This window comes from Mesorhizobium sp. ES1-1 (assembly GCF_020164785.1).
GTDB lineage: Bacteria > Pseudomonadota > Alphaproteobacteria > Rhizobiales > Rhizobiaceae > Mesorhizobium.
In genome coordinates this window covers 159,866-177,616 of record NZ_JAIUGX010000010.1, presented here as the reverse complement: position 1 = coordinate 177,616, position 17,751 = coordinate 159,866, and the positions used below count along the sequence as shown (strand labels likewise).

Annotated in this window: 16 protein-coding genes; 14 read left to right on the top strand and 2 right to left on the bottom strand. The window is 61.5% G+C overall.

Annotation, left to right across the window (positions count from 1 at the left end; genetic code table 11):
• The first annotated feature begins 161 nt into the window (after positions 1-161).
• The 3 genes from LB513_RS18440 to LB513_RS18430 all read left to right on the top strand — a co-directional run bounded on the left by LB513_RS18440 (position 162) and on the right by LB513_RS18430 (position 3,712).
• Positions 162-1,277 (top strand): L,D-transpeptidase family protein, encoded by a 1,116-nt coding sequence (locus tag LB513_RS18440; protein WP_224664929.1) that lies wholly within the window; start codon positions 162-164, stop codon positions 1,275-1,277.
• A 236-nt stretch (positions 1,278-1,513) separates the two neighbouring features.
• On the top strand, positions 1,514-3,151 hold the full coding sequence (locus LB513_RS18435; protein ID WP_318011203.1) for a CTP synthase: 1,638 nt from the start codon (positions 1,514-1,516) through the stop codon (positions 3,149-3,151).
• Between the two features lie 21 nt (positions 3,152-3,172).
• Complete coding sequence (locus LB513_RS18430; RefSeq protein ID WP_224664927.1) at positions 3,173-3,712, top strand: DUF1697 domain-containing protein; 540 nt, start codon at positions 3,173-3,175, stop codon at positions 3,710-3,712.
• Positions 3,713-3,745: 33 nt separating this feature from the next.
• Here LB513_RS18430 and LB513_RS18425 read toward each other — a convergent pair whose 3' ends face one another.
• Positions 3,746-5,203 (bottom strand): NCS1 family nucleobase:cation symporter-1, encoded by a 1,458-nt coding sequence (locus LB513_RS18425; protein WP_224664926.1) that lies wholly within the window; start codon positions 5,201-5,203, stop codon positions 3,746-3,748.
• 166 nt (positions 5,204-5,369) lie between these two features.
• Between LB513_RS18425 and LB513_RS18420 the strand changes: the two genes are divergently transcribed.
• The 11 genes from LB513_RS18420 (at position 5,370) to LB513_RS18370 (ending at position 16,336) form a co-directional block, all read left to right on the top strand.
• Positions 5,370-5,774 (top strand): DUF982 domain-containing protein, encoded by a 405-nt coding sequence (locus tag LB513_RS18420; RefSeq protein WP_224664925.1) that lies wholly within the window; start codon positions 5,370-5,372, stop codon positions 5,772-5,774.
• Positions 5,775-6,162: 388 nt separating this feature from the next.
• The gene (locus LB513_RS18415) at positions 6,163-6,828 is read left to right on the top strand and encodes a GntR family transcriptional regulator (RefSeq protein WP_224664924.1); all 666 of its coding nucleotides are present in this window, start codon (positions 6,163-6,165) and stop codon (positions 6,826-6,828) included.
• Between the two features lie 73 nt (positions 6,829-6,901).
• On the top strand, positions 6,902-7,750 hold the full coding sequence (locus tag LB513_RS18410) for a transporter substrate-binding domain-containing protein (protein ID WP_224664923.1): 849 nt from the start codon (positions 6,902-6,904) through the stop codon (positions 7,748-7,750).
• 29 nt (positions 7,751-7,779) lie between these two features.
• On the top strand, positions 7,780-8,493 hold the full coding sequence (locus LB513_RS18405) for an ABC transporter permease subunit (RefSeq protein ID WP_318011202.1): 714 nt from the start codon (positions 7,780-7,782) through the stop codon (positions 8,491-8,493).
• Positions 8,490-9,206, top strand: coding sequence for an ABC transporter permease (locus tag LB513_RS18400; RefSeq protein WP_224664922.1), 717 nt, complete (start codon positions 8,490-8,492; stop codon positions 9,204-9,206). Before LB513_RS18405 ends, LB513_RS18400 begins: the two co-directional genes overlap by 4 nt.
• Before the next feature lie 43 nt (positions 9,207-9,249).
• A complete protein-coding gene (gene ggt / locus LB513_RS18395; protein ID WP_224664921.1) occupies positions 9,250-10,842 on the top strand; it encodes a gamma-glutamyltransferase in 1,593 nt (530 codons plus the stop codon).
• Between the two features lie 88 nt (positions 10,843-10,930).
• The gene (locus tag LB513_RS18390) at positions 10,931-11,689 is read left to right on the top strand and encodes an SDR family NAD(P)-dependent oxidoreductase (protein WP_224665003.1); all 759 of its coding nucleotides are present in this window, start codon (positions 10,931-10,933) and stop codon (positions 11,687-11,689) included.
• 296 nt (positions 11,690-11,985) lie between these two features.
• The gene (locus tag LB513_RS18385) at positions 11,986-13,068 is read left to right on the top strand and encodes an ABC transporter ATP-binding protein (protein ID WP_224664920.1); all 1,083 of its coding nucleotides are present in this window, start codon (positions 11,986-11,988) and stop codon (positions 13,066-13,068) included.
• Positions 13,069-13,103: 35 nt separating this feature from the next.
• On the top strand, positions 13,104-14,429 hold the full coding sequence (locus LB513_RS18380; protein ID WP_224664919.1) for an ABC transporter substrate-binding protein: 1,326 nt from the start codon (positions 13,104-13,106) through the stop codon (positions 14,427-14,429).
• Positions 14,430-14,592: 163 nt separating this feature from the next.
• Entirely contained in the window at positions 14,593-15,444 is an 852-nt protein-coding gene (locus tag LB513_RS18375; protein WP_411962721.1) for a carbohydrate ABC transporter permease, read from the top strand.
• Position 15,445: 1 nt separating this feature from the next.
• Complete coding sequence (locus LB513_RS18370; protein WP_224664917.1) at positions 15,446-16,336, top strand: carbohydrate ABC transporter permease; 891 nt, start codon at positions 15,446-15,448, stop codon at positions 16,334-16,336.
• Positions 16,337-16,395: 59 nt separating this feature from the next.
• Here LB513_RS18370 and LB513_RS18365 read toward each other — a convergent pair whose 3' ends face one another.
• The gene (locus LB513_RS18365) at positions 16,396-17,592 is read right to left on the bottom strand and encodes an ROK family transcriptional regulator (protein WP_224664916.1); all 1,197 of its coding nucleotides are present in this window, start codon (positions 17,590-17,592) and stop codon (positions 16,396-16,398) included.
• Positions 17,593-17,751: the final 159 nt, after the last annotated feature.

The following is a 17,751-nucleotide window of genomic DNA, read 5'->3' as shown; positions in this document are numbered from 1 at the left end:
GCAAATGCGGCCCGATCACGAAGATTCGAGCCTGCAGGCGCTGCTGCGTGCTTGAGGCGCCAGCCCTAATTCGACTATAGATTGCGCGCGGCATTTCCGGTGTCCTTGGGGGGCGCCGGGCGACGCCGTGGGCAACAAGCATAGAACGATCGGATCTCGCCATGCAGCTTCGCAGCTTCATTTTCCTGGGACTTTGCGCCGCATTCGGCATGAGTTCCCCGGCCTTCGCCGGCGTACCGGCCAACATGGCCGCTCATCAGTCGGTCGAGAAGACCGATGCCATCAAGGTGGCCGCCAAGAGTGACACGGCGCAATTGAAGCTTCTCAAGAAAAAGAAAAACCCTACGCCGGACGATCTCGCGCAGATCAAGAAGATCGAGGCCAAGATCGTTGCCGATAAGGAAGACGCCAAGGCCAAGGCTCTCGAGGCCAGGAAGCTCGCGATGCGCGAGGCGGCCAAGGCCAGGGCCCAGGCGGAGCGTGAGGCGTTCCTGGCCAAGAAGGGCAAGAGCGCGACTGTCGTGGCTGACGCCAAGCCGACCAAGAAAACAACCAAGGTCATCGAGCCAATCGAACCGCTGGCGCCGATCCAGTCGGCCGAACCACTTCCCGCCGAGGCGATGAATGTTGCCCTGACCGGCAACAATGGCGAATTGCGTAGCGAGGCGCCCGGGCAGAAGCCGCAAAGCGGCGGCATTTTCGCCGGCCTGTTCGGCGGTACATCCTCCTCGAATTCGATTTCCTATCTGCCCGAGACGCGGGCTCTCGACCAGGCTCTTGCCAGGAAGGAAGCCAGGAAGCAGTTCAAGGTGAAGCCGGAGTTCGTGCCTCAGGACGTCGAATTCACCGGCTATGATGCCGGCACCATCGTCATCGACACCAGCGCGCGCCGGCTTTACCTGGTCGAGTCCTCGTCCACTGCACGCCGCTACGCCATCGCGGTCGGCCGCGAGGGCCTGCAGTTCAAAGGCACGGTCGCTGTCGGAGACAAGCAGGAATGGCCGCGCTGGATCCCGACGCTGGACATGCAGAAGCGCGAACCCAAGCATTATGGCCGCTTCAAGGACGGAATGCCCGGCGGCGGCGAAAACCCCCTCGGCGCACGCGCCATCTACCTCTATGACGGCAAGAAGGACACGCATCTGCGTATCCACGGCACCATCGCTCCCCAGTCGATCGGCACCAGCGCGTCCAATGGCTGCTTCCGCATGATCAACGAGCACGTCATGGACCTCTACAGCCGCGTCAAGGTCGGCACCAAGGTCGTCATCATCTGACCTCCGTTACAACATTGCCGAAGGGCCGGCTCCGCCGGCCCTTTTGTTTTGGCCGGCCCCAAGGCGTTTCGTGTCGAAATCGCCTCGATTGCCGCGCTCCAGGTCCTGAGGCCATTTGCCGTGGCTTCGTACCGTCTGCTCGCCTTCGGCGCCACACACAGGCTCCGGCGCCTTCTTGGGAAAAACACTTCGCGGCGGTTTTTTCTCTGGCGGAATCAACCCGGCCGCGTTAAGCGATGACTCCCATGGCGCGATATGTATTCATCACAGGCGGCGTGGTTTCCTCACTTGGAAAAGGCATTGCCGCAGCGGCCCTTGGGGCTCTCCTGCAAGCGCGAGGCTATCGCGCGCGTATCAAGAAACTCGATCCCTATCTCAACGTCGATCCTGGCACCATGTCGCCCTATCAGCATGGCGAGGTGTTCGTCACCGATGACGGCGCGGAGACCGACCTGGATCTTGGCCACTATGAGCGCTTCACGGGCCGCTCGGCCAACCAGCAGGACAACATCACGACCGGCCGCATCTACAAGAACATCATCGAGCGCGAGCGTCGCGGCGACTATCTCGGCGCCACCGTGCAGGTCATTCCCCACGTTACCGACGAGATCAAGAACTTCGTCCTCAACGGCAATGACGACTATGATTTCGTGCTTTGCGAGATCGGCGGCACGGTAGGCGATATCGAGGCGATGCCGTTCCTCGAGGCCATAAGGCAGCTCGGCAACGACCTGCCGCGCAACAACGCCGTCTACGTCCATCTGACCCTGATGCCTTATATTCCGACGGCCGGCGAGTTGAAGACCAAGCCGACCCAGCATTCGGTCAAGGAACTGCGCGGCATTGGCATCGCGCCCGACATTCTGCTGGTTCGCGCCGATCGCTCAATTCCCAGGGAAGAACGCAGAAAGCTGTCACTGTTCTGCAACGTCCGGGAAAGCGCCGTCATCCAGGCTCTCGACGTGCCGCACATCTATGACGTGCCGATGGCCTATCACAAGGAGGGGCTCGATTCGGAAGTCCTCGCCGCCTTCGGCATCGAGCCGGCCCCGAAGCCCCGTATGGAGCCCTGGCAGGCGGTGTCCAACCGCATTCATAATCCGGAAGGCGAGGTGACCATCGCCATCGTCGGCAAATATACCGGCCTCAAGGATGCCTACAAATCGCTCATCGAGGCGCTCTCGCATGGCGGCCTCGCCAACCATGTCAAGGTGAAGCTCGACTGGATCGAATCTGAGATCTTCGAGAAGGAAGATCCGACGCCTTGGTTGGAAAAGGTGCATGGCATCCTTGTTCCCGGTGGCTTTGGCGAGCGCGGTTCCGAAGGCAAGATCCTGGCGGCGAAGTTCGCGCGCGAACGCAAGGTGCCGTATTTCGGCATCTGCTTCGGCATGCAGATGGCCTGCATCGAGGCGGCCCGCTCGCTGGCGGGCGTCGAACATGCGTCGTCGACGGAATTCGGTCCGACCCAGGAGCCCGTCGTCGGCCTGATGACCGAATGGCTGAAAGGTAACATGCTTGAGAAACGGCGCGAGACCGGAGATCTCGGCGGCACGATGCGGCTTGGCGCCTATCAGGCCGAGCTCGTGAAGGGTTCGAAGATCGCCGACATCTATGGCGACACGCAGATTTCCGAGCGTCATCGCCACCGTTACGAGGTCAATATCGACTATAAGGAACGGCTCGAGGATTGCGGCCTCGTGTTTGCCGGCATGTCGCCGGACGGCGTGCTGCCGGAAACGATCGAATACCCGGATCACCCCTGGTTCATCGGCGTCCAGTACCACCCTGAGCTGAAGAGCCGGCCGCTCGAGCCGCATCCGCTCTTTGCGAGTTTCATCGAGGCGGCGGTGGAGCAATCGCGCTTGGTATAGCCGCTCGACGGATCGCGCTGCATGCAGACCTATGTCGCGCTGCTCTACAGCATCGTCCTCAGCGAGGGGCGGCGAGTCGTCATGTCCGACCTCAAGGCGATGGCGCAGGAGCTTGGCCTGAAGAATGCCCGCACGCTGGTGGCGACGGGTAATCTCGTCTTCGAAGCTCCGGCGACAGAGATCGCTGATCTCGAGGCACGGCTTGAAGCAGCCTTCGAGCGTGCCTTCGGCCGCCATGTCCACATCATCGTGCGCGGCGCCGGCGATTGGCTGAGGCTTGCGGCCGGCAATCCGTTCCCGGCGGAATCGGCAGCCGCCACGGATCAGGTGGCGGTTCGGGTGATGCGGCGGCCAGTGTCCGAAGAAGATGTCGCCACGCTTAGGCCCTATGTCGGCAGGGATGAAAAGATGCAGGCCGTTGATGGCGACCTCTGGATTTTCTTCTCCCGCGCCACGCCCAATTCACGGCTTCTGACGGCGATAGGCCACAAGCGGCTGGGCATCGGCACCTCGCGCAACTGGAACACAGTGCGCAAACTGGCCGATATGGTTCGCGAGTAAGGGGCGGCCTTTCGCCGCCCCTTACGAGGCCTGTCAGGCTTTCGCTGTCCTGGCGCCGGCGCTGACGGCGGCGGTGCGCAGCACATAGTAGATGACGCCGGCAATAGCGACGCCGAAGAACCAGCCATAGACGCCCCACCAGGACGGCAGCCAGTCGGTGAAGTTGGGCAGGATCGACGAGAAGACGGCGCCGATGCCGGCGGCGATGAAGGCATTGACGTGCCAGCCGCCCTGGAAACGGAACTCGCCGTCTTCGCGATATAGCGCCTCGACGTCGAGCTCGCCTTTGCGGATCAGATAGTAGTCGACCATCATCACGCCGAAGATCGGCCCCATCGTCGCGCCGATGATATTGACGAAGGAGGCCGCACTGCCTTCCCATGGCGCGAAGGGGTAGAGCACAAGCGCGATCAGCGCCGCGATGTAGCCGCCCTTCTTGAAGTTGATCTGCCTCGGGAAAACGTTGGAGAAATCGAAGGCCGGCGACACGAAATTCGCGACGACATTGATGCCCAAGGTGGCCACGGCGAAAGTCAAAGCCGCAAGCGCTGCCAGGAACCAGCTGTCGAACTTGGCCGAGATCTGGTCGGGATGCAGCAGCACCTCGTGATAGACATCGTAGGCGGCAATGGTGGTGACGCCGGCAACCAGCGAGAACAGGATGAGGTTGACTGGCAGACCCCAGATGTTGCCCTTGCGAAGCGACGCCTGGTCGGGTGCGTAGCGCGCGAAATCGCAGAAGTTGAGATAGAGCGCCGAGAAATAGGTGACCCAGATCGCCGCCACAGCGAAGAGGGCGGCCGGGGAGCCAGGCGTGCCCGGCACACCTGCGTCCTTGGTCTTCTCCAGAAGCACATCCATCGGAATATCGCTGGTGAATGCGAATGTTCCGGCTTTGACGCAGAGATAAATCGCCAGGATCAGCATCATGACCCAGACCGCGGGCCCGGCCCAATCCTGGAAACGCCGCACCGTGTCCATGCCGCGCTGGATTATCAGCAGTTGTAGCGCCCAGATGACGACGAAGCAGATGACCTCCAGGCCGGAATGGCCAAGGAAATGCGTATTGGCGTTGAAATCGGCGAACCATTGCGAGCGGATCAGGAGCGCGACGATGGCGCCGGACGCCGCGGCTGTCTGGGCGCCGTACCAGAAACAAGCGACGATAGCGCGCACCAGTGCTGGTATGTTGGCGCCCCAGATGCCGAAGGAAGCGCGGGCGAGGACGGGGTAGGGCACCCCTGTCTTGACGCCGGCATAGCCAACCATGTTCATCAGCGCATAGATGATCAGCGACCCTATGCCGATGGCGATGATGAAATTGAAGAAGCCGCCGCAAAACAGGAACAGGCTGGCCGCGAGATAATAGCCCCAAAGACTGTGAACATCCGATGTCCACACGTTGAAGATCGAGAATGGTCCCCAGTTGCGGATCGTCGCCGGAGCTAGGTCCTCATTATACAGGTCAGGCGATGCGCCTTGTATAGTCATGCGAAATCTCCCCTTGATCGCCGCGCGCCCCCACGCGATGGCAATGCCAGTTAATCCTGACGCAGGGTTAGCCGCAAGCAATCCATTGGCCGGCTTTGGCCTTAAAGATATTCAATGAGAACCGCGATTATCGCCACGCCAAGGCGCGCGGGTTCATTCTTTGCGGATGAGCCGGCTCGGCCGCAGGAGCTCGACGCCCGTTGCACGGAAACATCGGAGGAGAACGCGTCGTACCAGTTATTCCGCATCGTGTTTGAGGGAGGAGGCAACGGACCGATTGCATTTCTTTTGCCCGACTCGGATTTCGCACCGAGACGGACATCCTGTAGAAGAGATCGGCAGCGTCGGTCAGGCCATAACGTTTCTTAACGCATGGCCTGCAGGCCGGCGTGGGCCGGTCTATCAATGCGCCGTGAACTGCTGTTCCGCGGCTCTGTCGGGCCAGATGGCGGCCTCGGCCGCCAGGAAGGCCTTTACCGGGTTTGCGCGGATCACCCGCCTCCTGGATGAGGATCTAGCGCGGCCGGTGCGCGGTGAAGTCGCGGCCAGCGTGCAGGCGCTAAGGCATTAAACGGCCGGGCGGCTGCATCAGATCTGCCGCGACTGTTGGGCTTCGCGATCGCTTCGCCTCTAACGGTGTCGCCCCACTCCTGCTCACGCAATAAAGACCGCTGATCCGAACGCTTCTCTTGCCCTTTGTAATCTGGCCGTCAGTGCGCAGCGTATACACGCTTAAGAACCCGCCGCGAGATCGCTCACGCGCCGCTTGCGCGGCCAACAGGCTGATCATCGCCACCGCCAGAAGTTCGGCGCGCCGGCCAGTACGGACGGCCCAGCCGCATTGGTCCTCGATTCCTCCGCCTAACTTCAAGAGCTGTGGTGATTTGCCTTGACGGCTTCGAAAAAGACCAGTGTATTTGTGGATACAAAAATCCAGTGATGTCGTTAGGGTCAATCATTTGGCACTTCCCTACGCCCAGACGCCGGCCACTGCGGAGCAGGAGGCCTTCCTACATCTGCAATCCGCCATACGCCTCGGGCGTTACCGGGCAGGTGACCGGCTTATCCCGGAAGAGATCGCGGCCGAGATCGGCATGAGCAGGATGCCCGTTCGGGAGGCCTTCCAGCGCCTGGCGGTCGAAGGGCTGGTTGTGATCCGCCCAAATCGTGGGTGTATCGTTGCCGGCCTTACTCTGGAGGAGATTTACGAGACGTTCGAGATGCGCTCGGTCCTCGAAGGGCTTGCCGTTCGCTTGGCGATGCCGCGAATGAACGCCGAGACCATTGCCGAACTCGAACGTTTGTTGGCTCGGATGGAGCGGAGTGGCGCTGCCGGCGGAGCCGATTGGGTAACACGCCACCAGGAATTTCACGGCTACATCTGCAATCTCAGCGGCCGCCCGAAGCTTATTCGCCACATCGCGTCACTGCATGTGACCATCGAACCCTATCTGCGCATCTGGTTCGACTATGTCGAAAAACCGCTCAGCGCCGCGGAGGAACATTCGGCAGTAATCGATTCGTTGCGCGGCGGAGATGCCGCGGCCGCCGAAGCCGTTATGCGCAGCCACATCCTCGACACGGCCCCGCTGCTGGCCGAGTTTGCGAGCCCGAGCCGACGCTGAGCCAGTCGGGCTGGAAAGAAACATTTGATTTCAACAAGTGCCCTCGCAGGGCCGAAAAAAGGGGAACACCACAATGAAACTACTGCCCATTGCATGTCTTGCTGCTGCGTTGAGCATAGGCGCCGCTCTGTCGGCTTCAGCCGAGGACGCGCCAAAGAAAATCACCATCGCGACGGAGGGCGCTTATGCGCCCTGGAACTTCACCACGGCCGATGGAAAGCCTGATGGCATGGAAGTGGAACTCGCCCGCAATCTCTGTGAGCGTATGAAAGTCGAATGCACCATCATCACACAGGACTGGGACGGGCTCATCCCGGCCCTGACGGTAGGCAAGTTCGACGTCATAATGGCGAGCATGTTCATCACCGACAAACGACTTGAAGTCATCGACTTCACGCAGCCCTATGCCATCGACCCTTCCGGATTCGCCGTTGCGAAAGACAGCCCGCTCGGTGCGTTGGCCGGCTCGAGCGAGAAGATAAAGCTCGAAGACGAAGCTCCAGCCAAGGCGGCCATCGACAAGATCAAGCCGCTGATCGCCGGCAAGGTCGTCGGCGTTCAGGCGGCGACTTCGAACCTGGAGTTCCTGAAAAAGTATTTCGACGGCTCCGTCGAGATCCGCGAATACAAGACCACGGAACAGCATGACCTCGACCTCGCGGCCGGCCGCGTAGATGCCCTGTTTGCGCAGCAGACCGCTCTGGCGGCAACCTTGGCCAAGCCGGAATTCTCCGGCTACACCGTCGCCGGTCCCGGTTTTGTCGGCGGGGTTTTCGGACGGGGTACCGGAGCGGGGCTGCGCAAGCAGGATACGGCGCTCAAGGCGATGCTGAACAAGGCGATCGATGAAGCCATCGCCGACGGCACCGTCAAGAAGCTTTCGCTGAAATGGCTGAAGACCGACGTCACGCCGCCCAAGTGAAAAGCCCTTCCGGGAGCGCGAACTAGCCGATGCTGGACAGCCTTGGTCTGCTGGGCTTTGGCGACGGCGGCTGGGCAGAGGCGCTGCTCAGCGCGGCGCTCGTAACCCTTTTGCTTTCGATCGCCGGGTTCATGGTTGGCTCGGTGATAGGGGCCTTGGCGGCTTCGGCCCGTGTCAGCGGGTCGCGCCCCCTTGGCCTGCTCGCCGATGCCTATTCCACGGTGTTCCGGGGCGTGCCCGACCTATTGACCATCTACCTCCTTTATTTCGGCGGCAGCATGGCGCTGACTGCGGTCGGACACTGGTTCGGCGCCGAAGGCTTCGTCGGATTGCCGGCCTTCGCCACAGGCACGACGGCGATCGGCATCATTTCCGGAGCCTATCAGGCCGAGGTCTTCCGCGGTGCCTACATCGCCATTGACCGAGGTCAGATCGAAGCAGCCCGCGCCTACGGCATGCCGCCTGCGCTCATGCTGCGGCGGGTGATCGCTCCCCAGCTTATGCGTCACGCCATCCCGGGCCTGGGGAATGGCTGGCAACTGGTGCTCAAGGATTCAGCGCTGATTTCAGTAATCGGGCTTGTCGAACTGATGCGTCAGGCACAGATCGGGGCCGGATCGACGCGCGAGCCGTTTCTCTTCTACACGGCCGCCGCTGCGCTCTACCTGGCCATCGCCTCAACGACGGGGTTGCTGTTCAAACGGGCTGAACGCCGCGCGCTTCGGGGCTTTCGGAGGGTATGATGGACTTCGCCTTTTTTGCTGAGATAGTGCCGAAGCTGCTTGCCGGCCTGCCGCTGACGCTGGAGCTTGCCGGCACTTCCATTCTGCTCGGCGGTATCCTCGCTTTGACTTTGGCGCTGGCCCAGCGGCTCCGGCAGCCTTGGATCGACTGGCCGATAAGAGGTTTCGTCGCGCTGTTTCGCGGCACACCCCTGTTGGTTCAGATATTCCTGATTTACTACGGTCTTGGCCAGTTTCGGTTGACGCTGCAGGAACTCGGTCTGTGGGGTCTCTTCCGCGAGCCTTATTGGTGCGCCATCCTTGCGCTGACCCTCAACACCACAGCCTATGGCAGTGAAATCCTGCGTGGCGCCATGCAGTCGGTGCCGATCGGCCAGATCGAGGCGGCGCAGGCCTTTGGCATGACGCGACTGATGACGCTGCGTCGCATCGTCCTGCCGATCGCACTGCGCCAGGCTTTGCCAAGCTATGGCAACGAGATCATCCTGATGGTCAAGGGAACCTCACTTGCATCCATCGTCACGCTGATGGAAGTCACCGGCATCGCCCAGGGCATCATCTCGCAGACCTACCGGGCCGTGGAAGTCTTCGTCTGCGCCGGCGCCATCTACCTGATCCTGAATTTCATCATCACCCGGACGCTGGGCCGGCTCGAACACAATCTGTCTCGGCATCTGCGTCCTGCATCGGGCTTCGCGACAAGTCCAACGTGACCGGCTGGCCTTCACACCAACCCGCTTTAGAGAGTTTTTGCAAATGAGGGATTTCGAGAAACCAAACCGCTCGATTGTGGTGGCACGGCATGGCATGGCAGCGACATCCCATCCCTCGGCCACGCTTGCAGCGGTGCGGATTTTGGAGGCGGGCGGCAACGCACTCGATGCGGCCATCGCCGCCAGCGCCGTCCAGTGCGTGGTCGAACCGGGATCGACCGGCATTGGCGGAGATTGTTTCGTCCTGATGTCGAAGGAAGGATCCGGCGACATCATCGCCTATAATGGATCCGGCCGTGCCCCGGCGGCAGCAACGGCTGACTGGTATGCGTCCCGGGGCATCACCGAAATCGAGCGTGACTCACCGCATGCTGTAACCGTCCCCGGTGCGGTCGATGCATGGGCCCAGCTCAATGCTGATCACGGAACACTGCCATTGGGCGAGCTTTTGGCGCCTGCCATCGAATACGCCGAAAGCGGCTACGCCATCTCCCCCCGCGTGCATTTTGACTGGGAACGGGAGGCGGCGCTGCTTTCCGGTGATCCTGCCGCAAAACGCATCTTTCTTCCTGAGGGGCGGGCGCCGCGGATCGGCGAGGTGCACCGGCAACCCGAACTCGCCGCAACATTGCGCAAGATCGCAACGGACGGACGAAGCGCCTTTTACATGGGGGAAGTCGCGCAGGACATGGTTTCGCGCCTGCAGAGCCTCGGCGGTCTGCACACGCTGGATGATTTCCTGGGGGCCCGGGGCGAATATGTGACGCCGATAAAGACGAGTTTTCGCGGCCACGACGTCTATGAATGCCCACCGAATGGCCAAGGCGTCATAGCGCTCATGATCCTTAACATCCTGTCGCGCTTCGAGGCCAATGGCGACCCTCAGTCCGCGGACCGGCTGCACATCGAGATCGAGGCGACGCGACTTGCCTATGCGGCGCGCGACGCTTTGCTCGCCGACCCGGCGAAGGTGGCTGTGCCGGTCGAGCAACTGCTTTCCGATGCGACGGCGGATCGCTTGGCAGGGATGATCGATCTCATGCGTGCGCGCACGGATCTTCCTTCATTCGATGGGCCGGTCCATCGCGACACGGTCTATATTTCCGTCGTCGACAAGGACCGCAACGCCGTCAGTTTCATCAACTCGATCTATTATGGTTTTGGCTCGGGGATCGTTGCGCCACGCTCGGGCGTGACACTGAACAATCGCGGCATGAGCTTTTCGCTCGATCCCAACCACCCCAACGTTATCCAGCCGGGCAAGCGGCCGCTGCACACCATCATTCCGGGCATGCTGGTGAAGGACGGGCGCGCAGTCATGCCCTTCGGCGTGATGGGTGGTGCTTATCAGGCCATGGGTCACGCGCACTTCCTGTCGAAAGTTCTCGATTTTGGCCTCGACCTTCAGCAGGCCATTGATCTGCCACGCGTCTTTCCAATTCCGGGCACGATGGACGTGGAGGTCGAGAGTACGCTCCCAGCCGCTGTTCAAGAAGAACTGGCCCGTCGCGGGTTCCGCATCGTCCAGGCGGCGGAGCCGATCGGGGGCGCCCAAGCGATCATGATCGACTGGATGAACGGGACGCTGCAGGGCGGTTCAGACCCTCGCAAGGACGGCTGCGCATTAGGTATTTAGAACATCTCACGACCGTGGCGATCGCGGCGCGGTCGCCAGGGTGCATGGTAAGACAGCGACGGGCTGACCAGCGGAGTGTGACTTGACCATGCCTCATTCCACCACCAAGCGTGCGCTGATCACCGGGGCAGGGGCGGCCGACGGCATCGGCCTTGCGATCGCTAGGCAACTCGGCCTTGCCGGCCATGCCGTCTTCCTGAACGGTGCCAGCGGGCGTGTCCTCGACCGCGCCGCCGAGCTTTGCGCCGGAGGCATCGATGCCAGAGCCGCGGTTGCCGATCTCACCATTGCGGCCGAAGTCGCGAGGCTGCGGGCTCATGTCGGCGCTGTCGACATCCTGGTCAACAATGCCGGCATGGGCTCGCTTGCATCGCCATCGGTCGAGAAGACGTTTCTCGCCATGACCGAGGTGGAATGGGATCGAGGCATGGACGTCAGCCTCAAAACCGCGTTTCTGGTCACCCAGGCTTTCCTGCCGGCGATGGTCGAGGCGGGTTATGGGCGCATCGTCAATGTGGCGTCGGTCACCGGGCCGCTGGTATCCTTCGAAGGCACATCGGCCTATTCCGCCGCCAAGGCAGGCATGGTGGGCCTGACGCGCGCGCTGGCGCTCGAAGTGGCCAAGAGCGGCGTGACGGTCAACGCCGTGGCGCCCGGCTGGATCGAAACGGGCGCGTCGAGCGAGATGGAACGGCAAGCCGCGCTGCACACACCACCAGCGCGTGCCGGACGACCGGACGAGGTGGCCGCGGCGGTGGCATTCCTGGCATCGGAAGGCGCCAGCTACGTCAACGGCGCCCTGCTTGTGGTCGACGGCGGCAACAGCCTTCAGGAACGCAAGGGCTGAGTTGGCATGCCGATGTGCAAGCGCTGTTGCTCGTGCCCGAATGGCGCTGACCTTGCGCTTTTCGGGCCGATCATGATCCTTGCATTTACGCAGTCGGCCACGCGCGCATGACCGCTCAGAGGACTGATGGATCGACCGGCGGGCCAACCTGGGGTGGAGTAAACTCTTTACAGCCCGGTGTGGTAGCGCTACCGTTTCACGGTCGCGTGAGCAGGGGAGGAGAACCTGCGCTATCGCGGACCTGACACGAGGCGGTTTCCTTCGGCGAAGTCGCGGGAAGCATTCGGGAGGAATCGATGGCGGCTGTCGCAATTGGCGAAGTCTACAAATCATTCGGGACCGCCGAGATTCTCCACGGCGTCAGTGTCGATATAGAAGACGGCGAGTTCGTCACGCTGGTCGGGCCCTCGGGCTGCGGAAAATCGACCCTTCTCAGGATGATCGCTGGCCTGGAAAAAATCTCTCGCGGCCAGATCATGATCGGCAATCGTGTCGTCAACAACGTTGCGCCAAAGGAACGCGACGTCGCGATGGTCTTCCAGAATTACGCGCTCTACCCGCACATGACAGTCGCCGAGAACATGGCGTTCTCGCTGATGCTCAAAGGTGTCTCCAAGACAGAGAGCGATGCCGGTGTTCGCCGGGCCGCCGAAATCCTCGGGCTGGTGCCGCTGCTGTCGCGCTATCCCCGTCAGCTTTCCGGCGGCCAGCGCCAGCGCGTTGCCATGGGCCGCGCGATCGTGCGCGATCCGGCGGTCTTCCTTTTCGACGAGCCGCTGTCCAATCTGGATGCCAAGCTCAGGGTGCAAATGCGCGCCGAAATCAAGGAGCTGCACCAGCGCCTGAAGACGACCACGGTCTATGTCACCCACGACCAGATCGAAGCCATGACCATGGCGGACAAGATCGTTGTCATGCATGACGGCATCGTCGAGCAGATCGGGCCGCCGCTGGAACTCTATGATCGGCCGGACAATCTTTTTGTCGCCAGCTTTATCGGCTCGCCGGCCATGAACCTGCTGAAGGGTGAAATCGCCACCGAAGGCTCGCCGACCTTTCGCGGCGCCGGGAGCATTTCGGTCCCGCTGGCCTCGGCACTTTCCGTTGGCAATGGCCAGCCCGTGGTGTTGGGGATCCGGCCCGAGCATTTGCAGCTCTCCGATCACGGCATTCCCGTCACCGTCGTGGTGGTCGAACCGACCGGATCGGAGGTGCAGCTCATCGGCCGCACTTCGGGGGGTGACGAGATCGTCGCCAATTTCCGGGAGCGCCATGCTTTCACGCCGGGAGAAACCATCCACCTCACCGCCGAGCCGGGACTCATCCACCTTTTCAACGCCGAGACCGGGAAGCGATTGGACACGCGCATCAGGCAATAGGGATCACCACGAGGAATCGACAGGAGGAGATAAGCATGAAGGTCACCAGACGCGACGTAATCCGCACCACCGCCGCTGCTGCGGCGGGTGCCTTGGGAAGCCGGTTCATCAACTCGCCCGCCTTTGCCCAGGAGGGACCCAAATACAAACCCGAGGAAGGCGCCAAGCTCAGGCTGCTGCGCTGGTCACCCTTCGTCCAGGGCGACGAGGACCAGTGGCTGGCCAACACCAAGAAATTCACCGAAGCCACCGGTGTCGAGGTTCGTGTCGACAAGGAAAGCTGGGAGGACATTCGGCCCAAGGCAGCGGTCGCCGCCAATGTCGGATCCGGCCCCGACCTGATGTTCGTCTGGTTCGACGATCCACACCAATATCCCGACAAGCTGCACGACGTGACCGAGCTGGGCGAATATCTCGGGTCGAAATACGGCGGCTGGCATGAGGGACCAAAGCAGTATGCGACACGGGAAGGAAAGTTCATCGGCCTGCCGCTGGCCACCATCGGCAACGCGATTGTCTATCGCGAGAGCTGGGTGAAGGAAGCTGGCTTCTCGGAATTTCCGAAAGACACGGCAGGCTTCCTCGAACTTTGCAAAGCGCTGAAGGCGAAGGGACATCCCGCCGGTTTCACGCACGGCCATGGCGTCGGCGACGGCAACAATTACGCGCACTGGCTGCTTTGGAGCCACGGCGGCCAGATGGTCGACGAGAAGGGCAAGGTGACGATCAACAGCCCCGAAACCATGAAGGCGATCGAATACGCGCAGCAGCTTTACAAGACATTCATTCCGGGCACTGAGAGCTGGCTCGACGTCAACAACAACCGAGCCTACCTGGCTGGCGAGCTGAGCGTGATCGCCAACGGCATTTCAGCCTACAACACGGCCAAGATCAACAAGGACAAGGATCCGAAACTAACCGAAATCGCCAAGGATACGCGCACGACCAACCTGCCGATCGGTCCCATCGGAAAATCCGTCGAGCTGTTCCAGGTGACCACCGCCGTCATCTTCGACTACACGCCTTACCCGAACGCGGCCAAAGCCTACTTGCAGTTCATGTTCGAAGAACCGCAAATGTCGAGCTGGATCACCTCCTCGGCCGGCTATTGCTGCCAGACGCTCAAGGCGTTCGACAATAATCCTGTATGGACGGCCGACCGCAACAATGCTGCCTACGCAAAGGCGTCGGCGACGCTGCGACCGAATGGCTTTGCCGGGCCGCTGGGCTATGCCTCGGCGGCAACCATGGCCGACTATGTGCTGGTTGATATGTTTGCCAAGGCCGTCACCGGCCAAGCGACGCCGCAAGAGGCGATGGAAGAGGCCGAGAAGCGCGCGAACCGCTACTATCGCGTTTGATGCGAGCCAGCCGGGCAGCTCTGCTGCCCGGCTGGCTATCCGGCCAATCAAATGACTTCAACAGGAGCCGACCCCCATGGCCGTGCCGTCCGTCGTCGTTCAGCCGCGTCCGTCGATCCTTTCGCGCCTGTCCGAAAGTCGCAACGCGCTTGGCTTCGGTTTCATGCTGCCGGCGGCGGCGCTGCTGCTGGTGTTCCTGACCTATCCGCTCGGGCTCGGCGTCTGGCTCGGCTTCACTGATGCCCGCATCGGCCGCCCCGGCATCTTTGTTGGCCTCGAGAACTACGAATATCTTTGGAGCGACGCCGTCTTCTGGCTCTCTGTCTTCAACACCTTGCTCTACACCATCAGCGCCTCGATCCTGAAATTCGTGCTCGGCCTCTGGCTGGCGCTTATCCTCAACCAGAACCTGCCCTTCAAATCCTTCTTTCGCGCCGTCGTCCTGTTGCCGTGGGTGGTGCCGACGGTGTTGTCGGCGATCGCCTTCTGGTGGATCTACGACGCGCAGTTCTCGATCCTGTCATGGGCCTTGCAGCAGATGGGGCTTATCGACCACCGCATCAACTTCCTCGGTGATCCGACAAACGCGCGCGCCTCGGTCATCGCCGCCAATGTGTGGCGCGGCATTCCCTTTGTCGCGATCACGCTGCTTGCCGGCCTGCAGACGATCCCTCAATCCCTCTATGAAGCCGCCACCCTCGATGGAGCCAGCCGCTGGCAATTGTTCCGCTACGTGACGTTGCCGTTGCTGACGCCCATCATCGCCATCACGATGACGTTCTCGGTCCTGTTCACCTTCACCGATTTCCAGCTGATCTATGTGCTGACCCGCGGCGGGCCCGTGAACGCAACCCATTTGATGGCGACGCTGTCGTTCCAGCGCGGCATTTCCGGCGGTCAGCTAGGCGAGGGCGCTGCGATCGCGGTCGCCATGATCCCATTCCTGCTCGCTGCGATCCTGTTCAGCTATTTCGGGCTGCAGCGCCGCAAATGGCAGCAGGGCGGCGGAGACTGATATGGCCGCAATAGAAAGCAACCGTCCGGAAACAGACGAAGGCGGCATGGGTTATCTCCAGAGCCTGCCCCGGCGCGTCGTGACCGTCTATCTGCCGCTGCTGGTGTTCGTCATCGTGCTGCTGTTCCCGTTCTACTGGATGACGATCACGGCAGTTAAGCCCAATCTGGAGATGACCGACTATCAGAACTTCAACCCGTTCTGGGTGGTGCACCCGACATTGGAGCACATCCGCTATCTGCTCTTCGACACGTCCTATCCGGGATGGCTGCTCAACACGATCATCATCTCGACAGCCGCTACGTTCCTGTCGCTGCTGGCCTCAGTGTTCGCGGCCTATGCGATTGAAAGGCTGCGCTTCTCCGGGGCGCGGCAGGTCGGCCTGGCGGTTTTCCTTGCCTATCTCGTGCCGCCGTCGATCCTGTTCATTCCGCTCTCGGTCATGGTGTTCAACCTTGGCCTTTACGACACGCCTTTCGCTCTGATCCTTACCTACCCGACCTTTCTCATCCCGTTCTGCACATGGCTGTTGATGGGTTACTTCCGCTCGATCCCGTTCGAACTGGAAGAATGCGCGCTGATCGACGGGGCAAGCCGCTGGCAGATCCTGACCAAGATCGTGCTGCCGCTCTCGGTACCGGGCCTGATTTCCGCCGGCATCTTCGCCTTCACCCTGTCCTGGAACGAGTTCATTTATGCGCTGACTTTCATCCAGTCGTCCGAAAACAAGACCGTCCCGGTCGGCGTGCTTACCGAACTCGTGCGGTCGGACGTCTATGAATGGGGAGCGTTGATGGCGGGCGCGCTGATCGGCTCCCTGCCGGTGGTGGTGCTCTATTCATTCTTCGTCGAACACTACGTCTCCTCAATGACAGGCGCAGTGAAGGAGTGAGGGTTCGCTACGGTCGCCTTGCCAAAGTGCGTGCGCCTTCTGGCGCCACACCCTAGCGCTCACTTCTGGCCGGCCAGCCTCGAGAGGCTGCCTGGCAGCATTGTTCTGTCCTTGCCGATCATCAGCACGCCGCTGTCAGGGGCCAGCAGCGCCGAGAACGGCAGCATGGCCGCGCCGATCGGTGACGCCTCTGGGCCGAATTGTCCCGACACGATTTCCGGCGCCACGATGCCAAGCGCGCCGGTGCGGTTGAACCGGGTCTGCACCCTCGCAAGCAACTCAAGTTGGATGGGCCGCGGCAGAATGCTGTCGAGGACGATCGCTTCGATGTCGATAACGGAGGTGATGGCGATGATCGCTTCGACCAGCGCGTTGGCGCAGTCTTCGATCCATTCGAACAATGGCTCACGTGCTCCAGGCGGCAGCGGATCCAGTTCCCGCACGCGATTGATCTCGACGCCGCGGGATTTGAGATGATTGACCAGAACATAGATCGAAGCTCGATGCAGCAGGCTCTGGTAGCGCGCCGGCTTGGCCGCTACGGAATCGAGGCTCGAAGGTGAAACCGGCAACGGTCCAAGCGCGGCGCTGTTGCCATGCGGACCCGTATGGACCTTACCGCCTTGCACAAGCCCGCCGCCGACAAAAGTGTCGATCGAGATATGCATGAAGTCGCGGAAGCGCGCGCCGGCTCCTTGGATGAGTTCGGCCAGCGCCGCCGCCGACGCGTCGTTTTCGACGAAGACTGGCGTCTTCTGCCCCGTGGCGAAGAATGTCGTCAGCTCAATTGTCTCCCAGCGGCTGCCAAGGTCGTCCGGAAAGCCCAGCTCCTCGCTCCAGCCGCCGAAGAAATAGGGCGAAGCGATGCCGACACCCACAATGCTGGCGTCGCCAAGTCCGGCGATCACCTTGTCGAAATTGACAAGCGACTTATTTCCGGCCCTGACCACGATATCGGGATCCGGATACAAATATTCATGCGACTCGCGCGAGCGGACCTCGCCGGCAAAGTCGACAAGCACCGCCTCCAGCGCGCGCCGACCGATCTTTATGCCGATGCTGTAGATGCGCTCGGGCGCAAGCCTGTAGAGTGTGGAAGGAGAACCGCGTTGACCGAACCTTTTTCCGACTTGCTTTACGAATCCAGAGGACTCCAACCCGTCGACAATGGCGGCCACCGCAGCAGGCGTAAGATTCGCCGCGCGCGCCAGATCGGACTTGGAGGCCTCCTTCAGCCGGCGGATGGCATCAAGCACGAAACGCTCGTTGTAGTGCCGAACCTTGACAGAATTACTGCCCTTTCCAGACAAAACCGGCGCCTCCATTCATGTCTCGCGGCGTTATTTCGGCCGCCCGGAGATTTCAAGCTGCCGCGGTCGCGGCTTCTCCCCCGCAACACGACAGTGCCTCCCGGG